This window comes from Gimesia chilikensis, assembly GCF_007744075.1.
Taxonomy (GTDB): domain Bacteria; phylum Planctomycetota; class Planctomycetia; order Planctomycetales; family Planctomycetaceae; genus Gimesia; species Gimesia chilikensis_A.
The window spans coordinates 7,782,082-7,800,844 of the sequence record NZ_CP036266.1 but is presented as its reverse complement, the minus strand read 5'-3'; the positions used below and the strand labels follow the sequence as shown (position 1 = coordinate 7,800,844).

Below are 18,763 nucleotides of genomic sequence, written 5' to 3'. Positions count from 1 at the left end.
GTGAAACCTGTGGCGCCTTCCCTGCAACTGTCATCTTCGTTGAATTCCTCACTCTCCGAATCCTCTCGCACACATTCTTATATTCTCTTGAGTAATGGTGTTTCTTTGATGACCGGTTTTTATTTGGAAGATACATTTTTAAGGAGGTGAATGCCCCCGGTTTTAAGGCGGTGAATCTACTCTTCTCCAGTCATGATCACAGGCAGCTGACGCAGCAGCGCTTCATCTGCAGCTTCTCCATCGTAAACTGAACCAGCGCTGTCCGAATCTAATGCACACTTATAAGCCATTAACATGGGTCTCTGCCAAGCTGCGAAAGTGGTCAATCTCTGATCGCCTCAAGTGCGCGTTTGGACTACTGGTGCTGGTTCAGGTAGTCAGTGGAGCCGTGACTCTATATCAGCTATCCAACATCAATCATGACATTTCTCAACTGGTGACCGTAGAAGAGCCTCTCGAAGCTTCAATTCTGGAGATGGAAATCGAAGCAGGCAAGATGGCGCGGGCGGTGCTCGACTATGTCCGTGACAGAGACAAAGAGCATCTAAAGAAACTGATCCTTGCCAGGGACCACTTTCAGGAGAATTACCGTCGCTATCAGAAACTCGCACTATCTGATCTGGGGCCGGATCTAAACAGGCGGATCGAATCAGATTACGCGGAATACAATCGCATGTCCGCTGAGCTTGTAAGGCTGGTAGACAAACGGGATGCATCCTTGCACGTCTTCGTAAATTATGTCAAGCAGATCGATCAATTAATTGGAAAAGAGCACAGAGAGACGGATCGGATTCCCTCTGAAGCAGAGCTGATAAAAGCGGATGCATCTCATAACATGGAGAAGTATCTCAATATTACGTTTGGCTCAATTGAAGAATATATCGTTCAGCGAAATCAGAATTTACTGATGAGGATCTTTGATGCAGAACGTAAATTCCGGATGTTCGAAGCACAATATCTGCTCTCAATATCCAACCAGTTGGAATTACAGCGAATGAACGAAATTGATTCGCTGTTTGAAAAGGCAACGACATATGGCAATCAGATCGTAAATGTTACAGATGATATTGATCACCAGTTGGCAGGTTATGAACAGAAGCTGGAGACGATCAATGAGTTGTTGCACAATCAGATCCATCCGCTGATTCACGCAAATACTGTTAAAGCAACTTATCACGCAGATGCTTCCATCCAGTCAGCGATACTCGTCATCAGCATCCTCGCGTTTATTGGGACAATTTTTGCCTTATTCTCGGTATGGATAATATCTCGAGGAATTGTATCTCCCATCTTAGAGCTCTCCCGAAGTGCGGAAAAAATCGCAGCAGGTGACGTGGACCATCGCATCCAGGTGGAATCACAAGATGAAGTCGGACGTCTGGCCAATACATTTAATCACATGGTAGAAGATCTGGTAATTGCACAACAGGAAGCAGAGAACGCCAGTAAGATTAAGACCGCATTTCTGGCAAATATGAGTCATGAAATCCGAACTCCTATGACTGCAATTTTGGGATTTGCAGAGATAATGAGGCAGTGTAATCAGGATTCGGAGACTTTACGTCATCTCGATACCATTAAAAAGAATGGCGAGTACCTGTTGGAATTGATAAATGACATTCTGGATGTTTCCAAAATTGAAGCAGATAAACTGGACGTCGAAGCGATCGAGTGTTCATTGACAGAGCTTGTGGATGATGTCAAAACCCTGATGGAAATCCGAGCCATCGATAAAGGACTTGATCTGAGTATTCAAGTGGAAGGTCAGGTTCCCAACTGGATTGAAAGTGATCCGGTTCGACTACGACAGATTTTGATTAATCTCTTAAGTAACGCCATTAAATTCACCAGAGAAGGCAGTGTTCAGCTGGTACTGAGAGCGGTCACCCTTGATTCAAACGAGCAAGGCCTGCAATTCGATGTAATAGATACGGGCATCGGGATGACAGAGACTCAGCTCTCGCGGTTATTTCAACCTTTTGTGCAGGCAGACTGTTCAACCACTCGTAAATTCGGAGGGACGGGACTCGGATTGACGATCTGTAAACGATTGACTCATATTCTGGGGGGCGAAATTTCGGTATCGAGCGAATACGGTAAGGGAACCATATTTACTGTGACAGTAAAGACTGGAAATTTACAGACTGAAGAATATATAGATCAGACTGCATTCGCACGTCAGGGAAAACAGAACGTTCTCAGTCAGCCAGGATCAGCAGGCAGCGAAAGTTATCGAATTTTAGTCGCTGAAGACGGGCCGGATAATCAGAGGTTGATTCGCTATTTTCTGCAAAAGGCTGGCCATGAAGTGACCCTGGCTGAAAATGGCCTCATTGCAGTCAGGCTTGCGCAGGAAGCACTAGAAAGAGGAAATGCATTTGATGTGATCCTGATGGATATGCAGATGCCCGAACTGGATGGTTACGGGGCGACGAAGCAGCTCAGGGCGTCTGGTTATCGACTTCCAATTATTGCTTTAACGGCCCATTCCATGTCTGGATCTCGGGAAGAATGCCTTGCAGCAGGTTGTGACAGTTTTGCCACGAAACCGATACAGCTGGAGCAATTGTCTTCAATCATGCGTGAGTGTGTAACTAACTCTCAGGAACAGGCACAGTTGAATCTATAGTTCAGTATGCGGCCCGTTCCAGCCGATTATTGATTGTCCTGCCCAGTCCTCTCTCAGGCAATCGAAGTGCAACTATGCATTCGACTCCAGATTGATCCAGGTTTCTTAAGGCCGTAAAAAGATTTGCGGCTGCCATTTTTAAATCTCCCGTGGGAGATAAAATTTCCTGAGCAGCAAATTCTCGTCCAGCAAGAATTGTCTCAGAAAGTGGATAGAGGCTTAGGGCGCCAATCGTCTCGATATCGGGAATTTGATCTAACTGGTCAATCAGATGCAACCGGGTTCCAGGGGCGTAATGGCGAGGAAGCATTCCCGGGCTGACCTGGGCTTTTGTCTCTGCATAATCTTCGATTCTGGCAAGCCTCACTTTTCCAGCACAGGCTTCGATGTCTTCCAGTGAAATTCCCCCAGGACGCAAAAGTACTATAGAATCCTCATTACATTGGATGACAGTGGACTCGACGCCAACCTGGCAGGGGCCACCTTCCAAAATCATGGGAATTTCGTCACCCAGCTGATCTGCTACATGTTGAGCCTGAGTCGGGCTGAGGCATCCAAACTTATTAGCACTTGGGGCTGCAATCGGCAGGCCCGCGGCGTTGAGCAGTTCTCGAGCCACAGGATGTGCGGGGATGCGAATTGCGACGGAATCCAGACCTGAAGTGACCAGATCGGGGATTACAGACTGTTTAGGTAAGACCAGGGTTAAAGGTCCGGGCCAGAACCTCTCGGCGAGTCTTTGTGCTTGAGGCGATAAACCTGTGGTAAATTCGGCGAGTGAATCGATCTCTGCGACATGAACAATCAGGGGATCAAAATGCGGTCTTTGTTTGACTTCGAAAATTCGGGCGACGGCGTTCGGGTCTAGCGCATTAGCCCCGAGTCCATAGACGGTCTCTGTCGCGAAAGCGACCAGTTCACCGTTTCGGATCAGTTCTGCAGCTGCAGAAACATCCTGCGTGATTCTACATTTCATGACGAGAGTATATGCAGTTTTACTGCCTGGGTAAATTCATGGCTGATAGGGAATTAATAGAAAAAGACTCTCGGATCATACTGTTCTCGACAGCCGGGGCAACCGAAACAGCCTGGGGCTGTCTGTCGATTCGAGTATTAAACGAGAGTCTGTATTTTATCAGGATTAAGTCTAAACGTGATTCATTACCCGCTTGAATTTATCCTGAAAACTGAAATCGTTGTGGACTGGCCTGACGATCTGCTGGAATATTGTTTACGAGTTCACCAGGACGCTGGCTCATAATGGTATTGATGCCAGCTCGTAAGTCCTGATCAACGGGACCAATATTCTGCAGTTCTCGCTCAGACATGTTGACTGGGATATCGGGGGTCACACCCGCTCCTGCCATTTCTCTACCCGTTGGAGAGTAAAATTTTGCAGTCGTCAGCCAGAAAGTGCCGGAAACAGACTGCAGGGGGAAGTGAGTCTGAACGGTTCCCTTTCCATAAGTCTTTCGGCCGACAATCAATCCGCGGCGGTTTTCCTGGACTGCTGCTGCAAAGATTTCACTGGCACTGGCACTGTCGCCATCAACCAGGACAACCAGAGGCATCTTCCAGGTCTGATCATGAGTTGCTGTTTCAACAGTGTTATCACTCTGGTATCTACCGCGAGTCGAAACAATTTTCCCACTGGGCACGAAGCGGTTTGAGACACTGATCGCCTCAGTCAATAATCCTCCCGGGTTACCCCGCAGGTCAAAAATCAGCGATTGCATTCCCTGCTGGTGCAGTTTCCACAATGCCTGATCCAGTTCCTGAGAAGTCCCTTCGCCGAATTTCTCCAGGCGGATCAAACCGATTTTCTGTTGGGAATCTACCATTTTTACTTCACTGATATTGGTGATACGAATCGCCTGACGGTTCAGGTTGACCCGAGCCGTTCGGCTTTCACGACGGACTTCCAGAGCGACACTCGAACCTGCAGGACCGGTGATCAGATTGGCGACTTCATCCAGGGAAAGACCTGCGAGACGTCTCTGGTTGACACCGACGATAACATCACCACGCTGGAGTCCAGCCTGTGCTGCAGAGCCGCCATTCAGGGTTCGGAGGATAACTGCTCCGTCATCGTGGGTTTTCAGTTGTACGCCAACACCGACAATATTATTTCCTCCCGCGTCAACACGTGAACCAGATGAAGTGGGTGTAAACTCAAACCGCGAGTGTTTATCCAGAGCTTCCAGTGAGCCGTACGCAAATTCGTAAATGACTCCTGTAGCTGGCATCTGTAACTGGCTTCCTGCGATATCTGCAGCCTGACGCAGTACGGTTACTGCATCCTGAGCAGATCGTGCAGGATTTTGATCCATCAGCTGTTGCCAGCGATTCTGGGCCATGCGGATCTGATCCGGAGAAGCAGACACGCGGTTGATTCTCAGAAAGTTCTGATTTTCAACAGCAAAGATCAAGTTCTGTAACGATTTTTTAGTACGCACATCATAAGAAGGAGGTTGAACATGACGTGAGTCGATCATTCGGTTTACTTCCAGGTAGAAGGAGTAAGCCCGTTGGGGGTCCAGAGTCTGTAACGTTCCCACAACTGACTGGCTGTTATAGCGTTGCGAAATCTTTGCTCTCAGTTCCTGGTTTGGATCCAGTGGAACCTGTTCAGGAAACCGGGTGTCGTACCGTTCCCGGTCATATTGAGGGAGCGATTTCTGCTGTAATTCTCGAATTAGTTCCCGTAATCGCTGGCTGTCATAATCAGACTGAAACGAGTCTCGTGTTCGGCGATCTGGAACAGAATAATTTTGTTCGGGATACTGGTCACGCATCCGGTTTCGAGATCGGTCTTTGGGGTATTCCTCTCCCGAAAGCAGCTGTTTTAATCTGACATCATAATCATCCATGCTCAATTCATTGGAGACTGGACGAAATCTCCGATGTCGTTGAGCAGGTTGATAGTCTGAGTCTGATCGATGACGCGGTATGGGCGCGAAATCTGAATTTGAAGGGCTTCGATAGCGGTAATCCTCTTCGTGATCAAGAGACAGTTCGTAATTACTGCGATAATCGTTCCCCTGGAAAGGAGTGTATTCTGCGGCGTGAGAGAAGGTGGCGCATCCTGACAGAAAAACTGCTGTCAGCAGAATTACCATTCCCCAGACCACAAGCCGAGCGGAATTAACAGTTTCAGTTTGATTGTATTTGCATTGTGATCGATTCATGATCCCCTCCGATTTCAGTCGTCTGGCGACTTTGATGCCCGGCCTATCAACTTCCTCTATGATGGCTTAACGGAATAAAAATATGAAAATTAACAGCTCACCTAATGTGTGCCGTCCCACTCTTGCCTCTTCAGGCACATTGAGCATTTAAACCCTGGTTGATGCTTTCTGAATTCATGGCACTCAGGTGCTCAGGTGAATTCTCGGTCTCCAGTAATTCACCCCGAATGACGCGAACGTTACCGGGAGCTTCAATTCCGATTTTGATTGCCCCTTTGCCGGTCTTCAAAATCTTGATGACAATGTCTTCGCCAATCTGAATTACTTCATCTCGTTTTCTGGTTAATACCAACATTGAATTTCTCCTGTTCTGATGAAACATCATGTAGATACAAAGATCAGAATGATGTCATGCTGTTAGTTAAAAGTGGCTGTTTATACTCTTGAGCATTCGGCGTGCCAATCAATTGTGCGACATGTTGATGTGTTTGTAACACGCTTGATTATAGTGGTTTATCGAATATGATAAAAAATATGCTTCAAAAATGCTGGCTGTTTGCCAGTGTAATATTGACAACAACAACATATACGGTCCCAAAGTTACAATGGATCAAACTATAGTGCGTCCATTTTATGATTACAGGAAACTGATTTTACAAGACTCTATATTCGACAAATGGGACGCAGGCGGGAGACTTTGTGTTGTTTTCCCAGCCTTACAGTTGGGCTGGCATGAGAGATGATGGTGAGCCATTTTTGATAACAGTCAGAAGACGGGGACTAAACGCTGGTGGACTCAAAGCATGGTCTTGACGTAATTTCCAAAACCAGTAAACTTCGCCGCCTGATCAGTCTGGTTCAGTCGTCGAGGCCGATATGAAAATTTCAGGCTACCTCTCATCAGCAGTTCGTCCTATCTGGAGTTAAGCTGCCAATCTGAACGGGCCCACTTGGTTCAGATGTTGTCATCGGTGAAACTGACTGAGGCTGATCAAGCGATTGTCATGGAAGGCACATGTTTACCAAGCCAAAGAATTCACGAGAAAGGATTGTGTGAATGTATTCCCGCTACCACCACACTACTAATCACCACAAGAAACGTAAGGACATGTTGTCTTTTGGACCTCGCGTTCTGTTAATGCTGGTCCTCTCCGGTTTCGTCGTAACCGGTTCTTATTCGAGTGCATTTGCACAATCACCGAATGACGACAACAGCAAGCTGGTCAATGACCTGCTCCGCTTGCTGGAAAAATCTGAACTCGCAACTCGAGATCGAGAGTACAAGCCGTCTGGTCTCGATATGCCTCCTGCTCCGCAACTGAATCTCTCTCGTGTGAACATCAATGAGGTCAGAGATACTCTGAATCAGTTTGCGAGAGATTCTTCAGATCTGGCAATACAACTGAACCGTGTGATGTATCAGGTGCCAGGAGTAAGAGAATATGTTGCCGATGTTTTGAAAGTACGGGCACGTGCTTCAATTCTGGCTGATCGCGTCCGTCGGACTAATGATGTGAGCCAGATAGCAGCTGAATATGGTGAGATCGATCAGCTTTGGCGAGTTGTTTCTCTGCAACTGGATCAGGTACGAGGACTGGATCGTCAGTCACAGAATCTGATTGCCAGTATGAATGCTGCTGATCGTAAACTGGGAGACTTGCTCCAGACTGGTCCTCAGCTTAAAAGAACGGATCTTCTGCGGCAGACATCGGCTTTGAGCAATGCTCTCGGCATCTTGATTCAGGATGTAGAGTTCGAGCTGTCTCGCGAGCCGCAACGTCTGGAACTGGTAAGACAGGGCCAGGAAATTGAACAGCGGATGATTCAGGTGACAAATCTGATCATTGATCGGCAGAGTTATGATTCGATCAAGCGAGAGTACCTGGCATTCCGCGATGCGTGGAATACATACGCAACCCGGTTGCGTTCGTACCATAACCGCATTTTGAGTCGTGGTATTCAGCGTGTTGTCCAGCAGGATCGTTCGATTCAGGAACTGCTCTGGTTGCCTCAGGATGGCGCCAATCTGCAGGAAGTGGCACACTTGACAGAGGCTCTGAAACGTGATGTCGATGAATTTTATCGTCGTGCAACACTGCGTCTGCTTATCAGTCTGCCTCCCGCTAATTATCTGGCGACTTCCGATGAATTCTATGGTACTGTCGAGAACCTGATCGACACTGTCAATCATAATGAGTCATCTGCCAATCTGATTACCTCTTTCCAGTACATTGAATCTTCCTGGAAAGATTTCTCCGCGATGTTCCATACTGTCGAAAGCCCAGCTGCACTGCAATTGCTTGACAAGGTTGACAACTCAATCAATGCATTGCGAATTGCACTGAGAATGGAGACTCCTTCCGACAGTATTGATATGGCGAAACTGGTTGTCGCCCTGGAAGCACAGAGCACTCAGTTGTCTCTGATCGCTGAGCAGTGGCTGGCAACTGAGTCTCCCTCATTCCGACAGTCAACTCAGAATTCCATGCGGAAATTTTCGAACACTGCACATGAACTGCATCGTATTGTTCTGATGCAGCCCGTTTCTATGAGTCTGGTTCGATCCAAGAGTAACGAACTGTTCGAAAACTGGTTTCAGGTGCATGAAAAAATTTCGCGTTGCGAAACTCATGAAAAATATCAGTTGCAGGAAACAGCTGTCCGCATCACTCAGATGCTGATGGATCTGCGATATGCAACTAAATAAACTGAAGTAAGAGTTATAAATTTCAAAGCAGGGCCCTCATTTCATGGGGGCTCTGTTCTTGCGCATTGAAAGTTACCGAATGGCAGATCAGCAGGAATCCAAATGAGAGGGCTCGACCGATGAATTCGCCCCCCACACCAGAGGAACATCCCAGCGGTAAACCTGGCAGTCAGGATGAAACTGACTGGGTAGACTCGATCGTTGCGTTCTTTGAAGCGATGCAGCGGTTCTTTCGGATTCGAGTTCTGGTTCTGCATCGTGATCGGAGAGACCGCATTGAAACGCGGAGTACGGCATTGCTCCCCCTGGCAGGATTTACGCTGGGGTTGGTAGTCACTGTACTGCTCGCTCTGTTACAGTTTCTCTGGCCCCTGGAAGTTGCCGTACTACTGGTTGCTTCACTGGAGTTATTGTTTTTACGCACCTTTGTGCCAGAATCAATTCCCCAGTGTCGCGAATTTCTGAGTCAGCGCGGGACTTCTGGTTCAGCTGGTAATCTTTTCGTGTTGACGATTGTATTCATGCTGCTCCGTGTCAGCTTGTTTTATCAGCTCTATGCCGAATCTGATTCTTTGCTTCCACCTTCGATTTTGATTCTGATCTCAATTGCACTGGGGACCTGGATTATTCCGTTTTCCATCAGTGTTGTGCAGGCGCAGGATGATACCGCTCGGTGGGTGAACCCCAGATATCCGCTTTCTTTGAAACAGCTGGCTTATGGAAGCTGTTTTTTGATTGTCGTGATTATGGCCGGGAGTTGGCTTGCGTTACGTGATCTGGCGCCAGCCCTCGTCGTGTCTGGGCTGGTGATTTACTGGGTGATGCGAAAACTTGAAGATCATGATACAACTGTGACCGACGTACATCTGGAAGGGCTGGCCTCACTGTTTCAGATTCTTTTTTTGCTTGCGAGTACGATCGATTTTTCATTTCTGAAAACGGTTTCTGAGTGACTTGGCATATAACTGGAGTCAGGTACGACGTCTGAATTCGGCCCGCATTAAGCCATGTGCAAACTCCGTCTGCTGAATGACTCGAAAACCATGCGCTTCCAAGAGCGGTGCGGGATCGATCAGGGCAGGGGCCTGAATGTTTGAGACCACTTTAAAGAAAAGATACATGGTTTTCAGCCAGAAAGTTGCACGTAGTTGTTGGAGCCTGCTACCTGCTACCTGAAAGTCTGCATATAACCAGATCCCATCATTGCAGCAGGAATCAGCGATTCTGGTAATGCTCTGGCTGAGTGTCGGTTCGTTAAAGACATCGAGAAAGAAGTTTGTTACGACCAGATTATAATGATCTTCTGGCATGTTTTCTTTGGAGAGATCACATTTATAAAAGCGAACGCGTGGTCGTGCCTCGGGAAACTGTTTGTTTATGCGAGCTTGCGCTAAATCCAGCATGACTTGACTGGAATCGATGTAATGCACTTGAGGGCAGTTTGTCTGTTTCAGGAATTCCAGGAGAAACCGGCCATCACCCTCACCGATCAAAGCTACTTTTTCAACGTGGGATAACTCAGTTAAATACACGGTGCGGCAAAGTTGCATCTGATTTCTAAATACAATCTTCTCCAATCGCTCAAAGCAGGGAGCGACCCGATTGAAATTCATGATACAATACTCAGGATTAACCAGGGAGTTAGTAGTGCCAGATCTGCTAAAACTGGTTTTAAGCGTGAACTGACAGTTCCGCGATCCAGTCCGATCAAGAGTAACGTGCTTAAGAGGAGGGATAGTTCGAACGCTGGTATCTGTTGCTTCCACATCATTAATACAGAAATGACTGACTGAAGAATGAGAAAGACGAACAGTAGATAATGAAACTGCTGTAGCCGTGCAGGACTGCTGGTAAAAAAAGTTACTTCCCGGGCTTCTAAATCGGAAGTAAACTCCCAGCGGGAGATTGCAAGGCAGTTCAAAGTGCAGATAGCAAAGAAACTGAAGCCGGTCCAGAAATAGTAAGGAGTCCAGGCTGCTTGTTGGACCACTATAAAGAAATGGATTGCGATGGAAAAAAATATTCCAACCAGAAATTCTCTCGGCAGAAATCTTCTTGCCAGATGAGGGAAACAATAGCAACTCGCGAAATACAATACCAGTACTGATAACAGGCAAAAGCCCCACTTCAATTCTGTCGAGTTAATTGCCACCAGCAGGAAACAAACGGAAAACGTGGCTATAAGTAACCAGAGTCCAAGTAAAAGTATGAAATGCTGAGAGGTAAACCGGTGGCGCGGAGTATTTCTAATGCTCCCAGGGGTTCTCAGCGTGTCCAGCAGTCGATCTCCGGAATAGGCCAGCCAGGTGACACTAAATAATATGTAGTAGTGGGCTGGAATGACGGAGCAATTGTATATGCGAGAGAAGCACCAGAGCCAGGTAATGGCAACCAGGGGGGCATCCAGACTGAGAGAATTGATCAATAATAACGCCTTCTTGGGTAGATGGCGGATAGAACCAGTCAGAGATAATGTGTTTTGCCCCTCATATGTGAGCTCATCGGGGTGTGAGAATCTGTCCAGACTGGTTATTATTTTACTTAACATGTTACCTGAAAGTGATTTCTGGAAAACGTCGTTTCCATCTCGAGCAGTTCCTGTAAAAAATGACACGGAAACAGGAATAGGGTCATTAGAGTCAATCAAAACAGATGACCCAAGTGGTAGTATGTATTGAAGAATCAGAAGCTCTCTGAAAATTCACCTGTTGAAACAAATATAACTCTTCGCATAAAGTATAAAAGACCATATCCGTCTGAATTCCGGGGCGAGAATCCCTGTTTTCAGGGATCACACAGCTTCGAACAGGAACCTGAAGATGCCGCTAAAAACGGGGACCGTTGAAGAGCCCAAGCTCGATTTAACCCCCATGATTGACATTGTATTTTTGCTGATCATCTTCTTCATGGTTGGTACACAGTTCACTGAAATGGAGCGTCAGTATGACATTCAACTCCCAACAGTGACTGATGCGAAACCACTGACCAACCTTCCTGATGATATCATAGTCAATGTAAGCCAGAATGGTGAAGTCACACTTCAGGGAGAAAAGAAGACGCTGGCAGAGCTGGAGACAGCTTTGAAAGAGGCCGTTAAGAATTTTCCTGGACAGTCTGTAGTTATCAGAGGGGATTCTACGGGGCCTTACCAGAATGTGATGAATGTTCTGGATGTCTGTCATCGAGTTAATATCCGGTCTGTCTCCTTAGCGAATCGATTGAGTGACGAATCCTCAAAATGAACGATCGACTGCATAACCTCATCGAAAGAATTCTGTCAGGACGTGCCATCACGTTTGAGCAGATTCTGTGGGGTATCCTCATCCTGGCAGCATTATTCGCATCCATCCATCTGCTCTCGATGCTGGTGACGCGCTGGGGAGACAGTAATGCATCATCCAAGGCACTCTTGTTTTCGATAATCGTGCATTTGTCTTTGTCCCTGGGGGTCGTCACACTCTGGCCTGAACAGGCCCCCCAGTCTCTGAGTAAAGCAGAGTTGGCTGAGGAACGTGAGCGAAAAGAAAAAGATCAGCAGAAATTCACGCTTCAGGCTGAAAGTACGGAGACCAACAAAAACAAGGAGCCGGGGAACACTCCTGTCTGGGATCAGTTGCAGCAGCCTGAGAAACAGGAATTATCCCGTATCGAACTCACGCGTCCCGAATTTGATCCTTTGATGGCACCACCTGAGAAAGAACTTCCCCAGGAAATCTCGGAAATGCCGATGCCTGATCTGATCTCGGAGGCCGATTTACCGATCACACCCGCCCGGGTAGAACGAGAGAGCGTCAGCCAAAAGAAAATTCAGGCAGTCGCACCCTTGGAGATCACTGACACAACGGCGGAATCCCGGGCAGAGGTCTCGGTACCTTCGACCTCTCGTGACCGGAGTAGAATGATCCGAATAGGTCAGACGAATCAGGATGTCAAACGTCAATCAGCGCCCGGGGCCGTAGATCGAATTCAGCCATCGTTCAGCAGCGAAAAACAGACGCTGGCCTTGAATGCGCAAGTTGATCCGCAATCGAAACTGGAACGGAATGCCAAAGATTCCATGGTTTCCCGCAGGACCGGACCTGCTCCGTCCAATCTGAAGATTGAACCGACGGGAGTAGAAACTGACGCAACAAATCAGACACAGGCTAACTCTGCACCGACCGAGCCAAGGTTTTCTCGTCGAAGAACTCGATCTACCCGGTCGGTATCGCAGGGGACCGTTAAACGCTCCTCACCGCAGGCAACAGCGGGTAAGGAAAACCCTGACACACAGCGATTGATGGCTGAACGTAGTTCGTTGCCGCTGACAATCAACAGACCGGGTTTACAACCAGATGCAATGCGTCCCAGTTTTGATGCGGTTTCAAATCGTACCAAAGCAAATATTCCTGCGACTTATCGATTGAGAAATCTTTCGAAACGCAAGGAAATCGCTCAACGCTTTGGTGGAACGGAAGAATCAGAACGTGCGGTGGAAGCGAGTTTGAAATGGCTGGCGACACATCAGGAACCAGCCGGATTCTGGGATGCAGATCGATTTGGCGCTGGAAAAGTACGAATCGACGAACAGGGAATTGACCGTCGTAATGCAGGGATACAGGCCGATTCCGGACTGACTGCACTCGCGATTCTGGCCTTTCTCGGGGCCGGATACACTCAGGAAGAGGGAGATTATTCAGATAACCTCAAACGGGCGATTGGCTGGATGGTCGAGAATCAGCGGTCGAATGGTTTTCTGGGTGGAGAGGCGACACACTATGCACGCATGTATTCGCATGCGATGGCGACCTATGCTTTGGCCGAAGCATATGGATTACAGTCGGATCCACGGTCTAACCCTCAACTGCGCGAAGCCGTGGGGCGAGCCATTGCCTATATCGTAGAAAATCAGAACCCCTACGATGGAGGATGGCGCTATGTCAAAGGGCAGAAAAGTGACATGAGCATGTTTGGCTGGCAACTGATGGCGCTCAAGAGTGCTGAAATTGCCGGTATTCCAATCCCCTCCGATACCAAACAGCTGATGGTGAAATTTTTAAAGGAACGCAGTCTTGGCAAGAATAATGGCTTGGCAACCTATCGATTAATGGAGCCTGCTACCCCGCCGACCTCGGCGATGACTGCAGAATCTTTATTTTGCAAACAGATGCTGGGAATCAGGAGGGATAACCCAGCCTGTCGAGAAGCAATTCAGTTTATTTCAGATCGCCCTCCACGCCTCTCAGAATACAATCTGTACTATTGGTACTACGGCACTCTGGCGATGTATCAATATGGAGGAGCACCCTGGCGGGACTGGAATGAAGACTTACGAGATCTATTAATTTCGGAGCAGGTCACTCGTGGAGAAAATGCAGGTAGCTGGGATCCACGCCCCCCCTGGGGACCATATGGTGGACGGCTTTATTCCACAACCATCAGCACACTCTGTCTGGAAGTGTACTATCGATTTTTGCCTCTGTATCAGATGGGAGGCCGCTACGATGATGAACCATCTCAGGAATGAATTCGAATTTCCGAATGGCAGTGGTTGATTTCTACACCTGCATCTCCCATACAATGTGGTCAGTATCCCTGATCTTTTAGCGTGTGCTTTATGCACGTTTATCAGAAAAAATCTACTAGAAAGAGCATCTCCATGAATGCTTCCCAGAAAGCATACGATCAATTAATCGCACGACTCAAACAAGCGGCCCTGCTGAGTTCCTGTTCTGCTATTCTGGAATGGGATGAACAGACATATCTCCCGGCAGATGGTGCGAGTCATCGAGCAGATCAGCTTTCCATGATGGCAGGCATGGTTCATCAGGAAGCTACCAGTCCGGAAACAGGAGACTTGCTGAACGAACTGGAAAGCGCTTCGGAGTGGGAAGAAGATTCGGTAGAGCAGGCCAACATTCGTGAGGCACGACATGAATATGACCGAATGACAAAACTCCCACGTCAACTTGTAGAAGAGTTGTCCCGGGTAGCGACTCTTTCACATCATGCGTGGGTAAAAGCCCGCAAGGAAAATCAGTTCAATGATTTCCTGCCCTGGCTCGAAAAGATGATTGGCCTCAAACGCGAACAGGCTGCCTCGCTCGGATCTGAAGGGCAGACTGCTTACGATGCTCTGTTGGACGAGTACGAACCCGGTGCGACTTCAGAAATGATCGAGCAGGCCTTTACCCCGTTGCGCAATGAACTGGTCAAACTTGTCTCTGCGATCAAAGAATCCGGAATTGTCCCCGATGTCTCCCTCCTGACCAGAAAATATCCTGTTGCAAAGCAGCGAGAATTCAGTCTCTCCGCTGCTGAAAAGATTGGATTTGATTTTAATGCCGGCAGACTTGATATCGCGGCGCATCCTTTTTGCAGTGGAATCGGTCCGGGGGATTGCCGCCTGACGACCCGCTATGATGAACACCACTTTCCGGGAGCTTTTTTTGGAACACTGCACGAAGCAGGTCACGGTATCTACGAGCAGGGGTTACTCAAGGAATACTTTGGTACTCCCGTCGGCAGTTCAACCTCATTGGGCATCCATGAATCTCAATCGCGGATGTGGGAGAACCTGGTGGGGAGAAGCCGTCCGTTCTGGAACTGTTTCTATCAGTCTGCACAGCAGCAGTTCCCGGAAGCCTTAGCTGATGTTGCCCAGGATGACTTTTATCGGGCGATCAATGATGTACGTCCTTCGTATATTCGAGTTGAGGCAGATGAGGTGACCTATAATCTGCACATCATGCTGCGCTTCGAACTTGAGCAGGCGCTGATATCCGGAGACCTGCAACCTGCCGATGTCGAGGCTGCCTGGAATGAGAAATTTACGAGTTACTTTGGTATTACACCGGACACGCCTGCGAATGGCTGCCTGCAGGACGTGCACTGGAGTGCTGGTCTGATTGGTTATTTCCCGACATATGCACTCGGGAACATGTATGCAGCTCACTTTTTCAATGCTGCAGACAGTGAACTGGGAGGCCTGGACGATCTCATCGCCCGGGGAGAATTCGGCCCGCTCAAGGAATGGTTGAATCAAAAGATTCATCAGCACGGGAAACGCTATCGAGCGAATCGATTACTGGAAGTAGTTACGGGAGAAACCCTTTCACACGTTCCGCTTGTCGATCAGTTGAATCGCAAATATGGCGAGCTCTACAACCTCTAAAATATCAAAGTACAATCGGCAGAGAGCAGGTATATGTCCAATTCCAGCGCTAAAAAAGATTTCCTGATTGCCCTGGCTCTGGTTGTCACCGGAGCTGTCATCTTTTCTTCCTGGTTCGCGTTCCGTTTGCCGGAGTCAACCTTACCCGAGGGGGGTATGGCCCAGTTGAAGGTGGGGACCGAGGCCCCTCCCATTCAAGCAGCAGGCTGGGTGAATGGTGACCCCCATCAGGACGACTACCTCAAGGGTAAAGTGATTGTTGTTGATGCATGGGCGACCTGGTGTGGTCCCTGTCGAATGGCAGCACCGCATCTGGTGGAGGTGCATGAGAAATTCAAAGATCAAAATGTTGCGTTTGTCGGTTTAACCTCCGATGGTGAAGATCTGCTTCCCGTTATTCAGGAGTGGCTGGACGAAACGGGAATCACGTGGCCCAATGGATATGGGGCAATTGATTCTCTGCTTGCTTTCAAGGCAGAATTTATCCCACAGGTCTGGGTGATCGGTACGGACGGAAAAGTGGTCTGGAATGTTGACTCGGAGAGAACTGAATCTCTGGAAGAGGGAATCGCACGCGCTTTAAAACTGGCGCAACAGTGATGAATACGCCTCCCAGTCACGCGGGCTGATCGCTGAATCACCTCCAGGAAGGACAACACAATGAGCCAGCAGATGCTAGAGCAAAACGTAAATGGGATTCGCATGCAGGTTACTATCGCCGGGGAAGGGCCGCCTCTACTGCTGGTGCATGGATTCCCGTTAAGTCATCGAATGTGGCAGGCTCAGATTGCACATTTCCAGCAGCAGTATACTGTCATCGCTCCTGATCTGAGAGGCTTCGGCGGGTCAGATGTCACGGTCGGAACGGTGAGTATGAAACAACACGCTGAGGATCTGAAGGAACTACTTGCGCAACTGGAAGTCGAAGAGCCTGTGAATTTCTGTGGCCTTTCCATGGGAGGGTATATTGCCTGGGAGTTCTGGAGGCACTTTCCGGAAAAACTGAAAACATTGATTCTCTGCGATACACGTTCCGATGCAGATACCGAAGAGGGGGTCAGCAATCGGTTAAAAATGGTCGATCTGGTGTTACGCCATGGCCCCGAAGCTGTCGCTTCAGCAATGATCCCTAATCTGTTGAGTAAGACATCACGAGACTTGTACCCGGAGATTGCACAGGATCTGATTGCAGAAATCGAAGCAGCAGATCCTGAAGGGATTGCTGCCAGCCAGCGAGGCATGGCGGAGCGTGATGATTTTCTGGGCGTACTTGATCAGATCCAGATTCCCGCATTACTCATCGTCGGCAGTGACGATGTCCTGACACCTCCGGATATCATGCAAGAAATGGCTGTAAGGCTCCCAGAGGCCAGCTGTCGTGAAATTCCACGAGTGGGGCATATGGCCCCTCTGGAAGCGGCAGAAGAGGTCAATCAGGCGATGGAAGAATTCTTAGCTGTTGCCAGGTAGACTTCGATGTTGAGACATGCGATTATCTAGAAGTCTTCATGGCTGAGAGCCGGGATGGTCAGATTTGTTTTACTCAGAATATAAAGGGACCCACAATGGGTAAAAATCATTCTCAACGTTTTCTGGATATCGTGAATGATGCGAAATCAAGAGTGACCGAATGCACCGTGCAGGATGTGCAGACACGTAAGCAAGCGGGCGATGAGTTTCACCTCATTGATGTACGTGAAGATCATGAATTTCAGGCAGCACGGATTCCCGGTGCTATTCATCTCGGGAAGGGGATCATCGAACGCGATATCGAGCGGGCATTCCCTGATACCTCTACCACATTGATTTTGTACTGTGGTGGCGGCTTTCGCTCTGCTCTGGCTGCAGATAATCTGCAAAAGATGGGATACACTCAAGTGATCTCTATGGACGGTGGGTTCAGCGGATGGAAGAATGCTGGTTATGAGATCGAGGCAGGTTCATAAAGAGAGTAAAAACCAGTATGGGAATAAACAGAGCCCGTCACCGGAAGAGGTGACGGGCTCTGAGTCTATACTGGTTTATGACTGGCTGCTGCCGTTAACCCAGCTCCCAGTTATACGCGGAGAGCTGCATGAGCAGGAAAATAATTCCTGTCACTAAAGCGGCAAGGGAGACAAACAGTAAGCCGACATAAATGTTCGGGCCACCTGATTCTGCAGTGGCTGCTTTTCCTTTAGACTTAGAGCTTCGAGTTGACATGATCACCTTTCTCAATCACACCGTTCTTGGCGGCGTCTATTACAGTCCCGACTGCTGTATCAGGATCAACATATACTAATTCAATTTTACCCAGGTACTTGGGACGATTACCATTTTCCTTGTTACCAAAACGGTAGACATATAGCTGATGGCCTTTGCTGAGCCCGTCATCACTGCCTAGCGAAACTTCTACAAACCTGGTTCCGTTCCGTTTGTCTTTCTTGGTATTGATAATAACACCTTCAACGGCCGGCGGTGGCGTCTGCATGCCTGCAATCGCGGGGTCATTCGGATCAATGCCCAGATTTGAGACAATTTTATTCAGATAATTCAGCTCTTCGAGAACCTTATTATGTTTGGCAGTCAGAGTTTTTTCCTGAATACTCTTGGTGAAAATCGTATCTTCCAGGCTCTTGATGTTAGCCCGCAGGTCATTGATTGTGTCATGCAGGGTTTTGTTAACTACGCGCTGGCGATCTGATTCCTGACGACGAAAGTTCGCTTCTTCACCCGTAGTTTCAGCCTGGGCTACCGAAGTGTCTCTTTCAGCACGCACAGTTTCCAACTGATTCTGATAAGATTTATTCTGTGCTTTCAGGGCGTCATTGGCGGCTTTAGCCGTTTGAGCCTGACTCAGGGCATCATTCATTTTCTGAGTCATTTCCGTTTTGTAATTGCTGTACTCGGACTCAAGCTCGTTCATGCTTTTCTGCATGCTGGCTACATTGTCCTTGAGCTTCAGGCTTTCGTTACGCCAGTTCGTCTGTGCTGTAAAGACTGCTCCGGCGAAACCCATAAAGCAGACGCTGAGGACAACTTGAACGACGACCAGTACCTTGCCGACAAACGACATCTAATCGCTCCTGATATTGATAAAAATTGAA

General features: G+C 48.2%; 15 protein-coding genes. 9 read left to right on the top strand and 6 right to left on the bottom strand.

The annotated features are described in order from the left end of the window. Window positions 1-271: 271 nt before the first annotated feature. Entirely contained in the window at window positions 272-2,629 is a 2,358-nt protein-coding gene (locus HG66A1_RS29640; RefSeq protein ID WP_145192845.1) for an ATP-binding protein, read from the top strand. A gap of 1 nt (window position 2,630) precedes the next feature. Here the strand turns inward: HG66A1_RS29640 and HG66A1_RS29635 are convergent, their stop codons facing one another. The 3 genes from HG66A1_RS29635 to HG66A1_RS29625 all read right to left on the bottom strand — a co-directional run bounded on the left by HG66A1_RS29635 (window position 2,631) and on the right by HG66A1_RS29625 (window position 6,172). Further along, window positions 2,631-3,605 (bottom strand): L-threonylcarbamoyladenylate synthase, encoded by a 975-nt coding sequence (locus HG66A1_RS29635; RefSeq protein ID WP_145192844.1) that lies wholly within the window; start codon window positions 3,603-3,605, stop codon window positions 2,631-2,633. 199 nt (window positions 3,606-3,804) lie between these two features. Further along, entirely contained in the window at window positions 3,805-5,499 is a 1,695-nt protein-coding gene (locus tag HG66A1_RS29630; RefSeq protein WP_197996864.1) for a S41 family peptidase, read from the bottom strand. A gap of 448 nt (window positions 5,500-5,947) precedes the next feature. Further along, window positions 5,948-6,172 carry a carbon storage regulator gene (locus HG66A1_RS29625; RefSeq protein ID WP_145192840.1) on the bottom strand — a complete coding sequence of 75 codons (225 nt, stop codon included), beginning with the start codon at window positions 6,170-6,172 and terminating at the stop codon, window positions 5,948-5,950. Between the two features lie 702 nt (window positions 6,173-6,874). Between HG66A1_RS29625 and HG66A1_RS29620 the strand changes: the two genes are divergently transcribed. Both HG66A1_RS29620 and HG66A1_RS29615 read left to right on the top strand, forming a co-directional pair. After that, the gene (locus HG66A1_RS29620) at window positions 6,875-8,524 is read left to right on the top strand and encodes a hypothetical protein (protein WP_145192838.1); all 1,650 of its coding nucleotides are present in this window, start codon (window positions 6,875-6,877) and stop codon (window positions 8,522-8,524) included. Window positions 8,525-8,643: 119 nt separating this feature from the next. Beyond that, entirely contained in the window at window positions 8,644-9,477 is an 834-nt protein-coding gene (locus tag HG66A1_RS29615; RefSeq protein ID WP_145192836.1) for a hypothetical protein, read from the top strand. An 18-nt stretch (window positions 9,478-9,495) separates the two neighbouring features. On the opposite strand, the gene HG66A1_RS32270 is transcribed toward HG66A1_RS29615, so the two are convergent. Beyond that, a complete protein-coding gene (locus tag HG66A1_RS32270) occupies window positions 9,496-10,641 on the bottom strand; it encodes a class I SAM-dependent methyltransferase (protein ID WP_232106706.1) in 1,146 nt (381 codons plus the stop codon). 702 nt (window positions 10,642-11,343) lie between these two features. On the opposite strand from HG66A1_RS32270, the gene HG66A1_RS29605 reads away from it, so the two are divergent. From HG66A1_RS29605 to HG66A1_RS29580, 6 genes are all read left to right on the top strand, one after another. Beyond that, window positions 11,344-11,766, top strand: coding sequence for an ExbD/TolR family protein (locus HG66A1_RS29605; protein WP_145046604.1), 423 nt, complete (start codon window positions 11,344-11,346; stop codon window positions 11,764-11,766). Further along, a complete protein-coding gene (locus tag HG66A1_RS29600; protein ID WP_145192832.1) occupies window positions 11,763-14,030 on the top strand; it encodes a prenyltransferase/squalene oxidase repeat-containing protein in 2,268 nt (755 codons plus the stop codon). The genes HG66A1_RS29605 and HG66A1_RS29600 overlap by 4 nt, the downstream gene beginning before the upstream one ends. Window positions 14,031-14,162: 132 nt before the next feature. Next, a complete protein-coding gene (locus tag HG66A1_RS29595; protein WP_145192830.1) occupies window positions 14,163-15,677 on the top strand; it encodes a carboxypeptidase M32 in 1,515 nt (504 codons plus the stop codon). Between the two features lie 33 nt (window positions 15,678-15,710). Beyond that, the gene (locus HG66A1_RS29590) at window positions 15,711-16,277 is read left to right on the top strand and encodes a TlpA family protein disulfide reductase (protein WP_145045324.1); all 567 of its coding nucleotides are present in this window, start codon (window positions 15,711-15,713) and stop codon (window positions 16,275-16,277) included. Window positions 16,278-16,337: 60 nt separating this feature from the next. After that, complete coding sequence (locus tag HG66A1_RS29585; protein ID WP_145192828.1) at window positions 16,338-17,147, top strand: alpha/beta fold hydrolase; 810 nt, start codon at window positions 16,338-16,340, stop codon at window positions 17,145-17,147. A 95-nt stretch (window positions 17,148-17,242) separates the two neighbouring features. After that, window positions 17,243-17,623, top strand: a complete 381-nt coding sequence (locus tag HG66A1_RS29580) for a rhodanese-like domain-containing protein (RefSeq protein WP_145193965.1) — start codon at window positions 17,243-17,245, stop codon at window positions 17,621-17,623. A gap of 94 nt (window positions 17,624-17,717) precedes the next feature. Here HG66A1_RS29580 and HG66A1_RS32265 read toward each other — a convergent pair whose 3' ends face one another. Continuing rightward, window positions 17,718-17,879: a hypothetical protein gene (locus HG66A1_RS32265; RefSeq protein WP_187781897.1), complete on the bottom strand. Its 162-nt coding sequence runs from the start codon at window positions 17,877-17,879 to the stop codon at window positions 17,718-17,720. Continuing rightward, entirely contained in the window at window positions 17,860-18,732 is an 873-nt protein-coding gene (locus tag HG66A1_RS29575; RefSeq protein WP_145192826.1) for a hypothetical protein, read from the bottom strand. Before HG66A1_RS29575 ends, HG66A1_RS32265 begins: the two co-directional genes overlap by 20 nt. Window positions 18,733-18,763 lie beyond the last annotated feature (31 nt).

Excerpts from the sequence above, each read along its gene's own strand:
- HG66A1_RS29640 (WP_145192845.1), top strand. The coding sequence starts at position 272 with ATGCACACTTATAAGCCATTAACATGGGTCTCTGCCAAGCTGCGAAAG.
- HG66A1_RS29635 (WP_145192844.1), bottom strand. The coding sequence starts at position 3,605 with ATGAAATGTAGAATCACGCAGGATGTTTCTGCAGCTGCAGAACTGATC.
- HG66A1_RS29630 (WP_197996864.1), bottom strand. The coding sequence starts at position 5,499 with ATGGATGATTATGATGTCAGATTAAAACAGCTGCTTTCGGGAGAGGAA.
- HG66A1_RS29625 (WP_145192840.1), bottom strand. The coding sequence starts at position 6,172 with ATGTTGGTATTAACCAGAAAACGAGATGAAGTAATTCAGATTGGCGAA.
- HG66A1_RS29620 (WP_145192838.1), top strand. The coding sequence starts at position 6,875 with ATGTATTCCCGCTACCACCACACTACTAATCACCACAAGAAACGTAAG.
- HG66A1_RS29615 (WP_145192836.1), top strand. The coding sequence starts at position 8,644 with ATGAATTCGCCCCCCACACCAGAGGAACATCCCAGCGGTAAACCTGGC.
- HG66A1_RS29605 (WP_145046604.1), top strand. The coding sequence starts at position 11,344 with ATGCCGCTAAAAACGGGGACCGTTGAAGAGCCCAAGCTCGATTTAACC.
- HG66A1_RS29600 (WP_145192832.1), top strand. The coding sequence starts at position 11,763 with ATGAACGATCGACTGCATAACCTCATCGAAAGAATTCTGTCAGGACGT.
- HG66A1_RS29595 (WP_145192830.1), top strand. The coding sequence starts at position 14,163 with ATGAATGCTTCCCAGAAAGCATACGATCAATTAATCGCACGACTCAAA.
- HG66A1_RS29590 (WP_145045324.1), top strand. The coding sequence starts at position 15,711 with ATGTCCAATTCCAGCGCTAAAAAAGATTTCCTGATTGCCCTGGCTCTG.
- HG66A1_RS29585 (WP_145192828.1), top strand. The coding sequence starts at position 16,338 with ATGAGCCAGCAGATGCTAGAGCAAAACGTAAATGGGATTCGCATGCAG.
- HG66A1_RS29580 (WP_145193965.1), top strand. The coding sequence starts at position 17,243 with ATGGGTAAAAATCATTCTCAACGTTTTCTGGATATCGTGAATGATGCG.
- HG66A1_RS32265 (WP_187781897.1), bottom strand. The coding sequence starts at position 17,879 with ATGTCAACTCGAAGCTCTAAGTCTAAAGGAAAAGCAGCCACTGCAGAA.
- HG66A1_RS29575 (WP_145192826.1), bottom strand. The coding sequence starts at position 18,732 with ATGTCGTTTGTCGGCAAGGTACTGGTCGTCGTTCAAGTTGTCCTCAGC.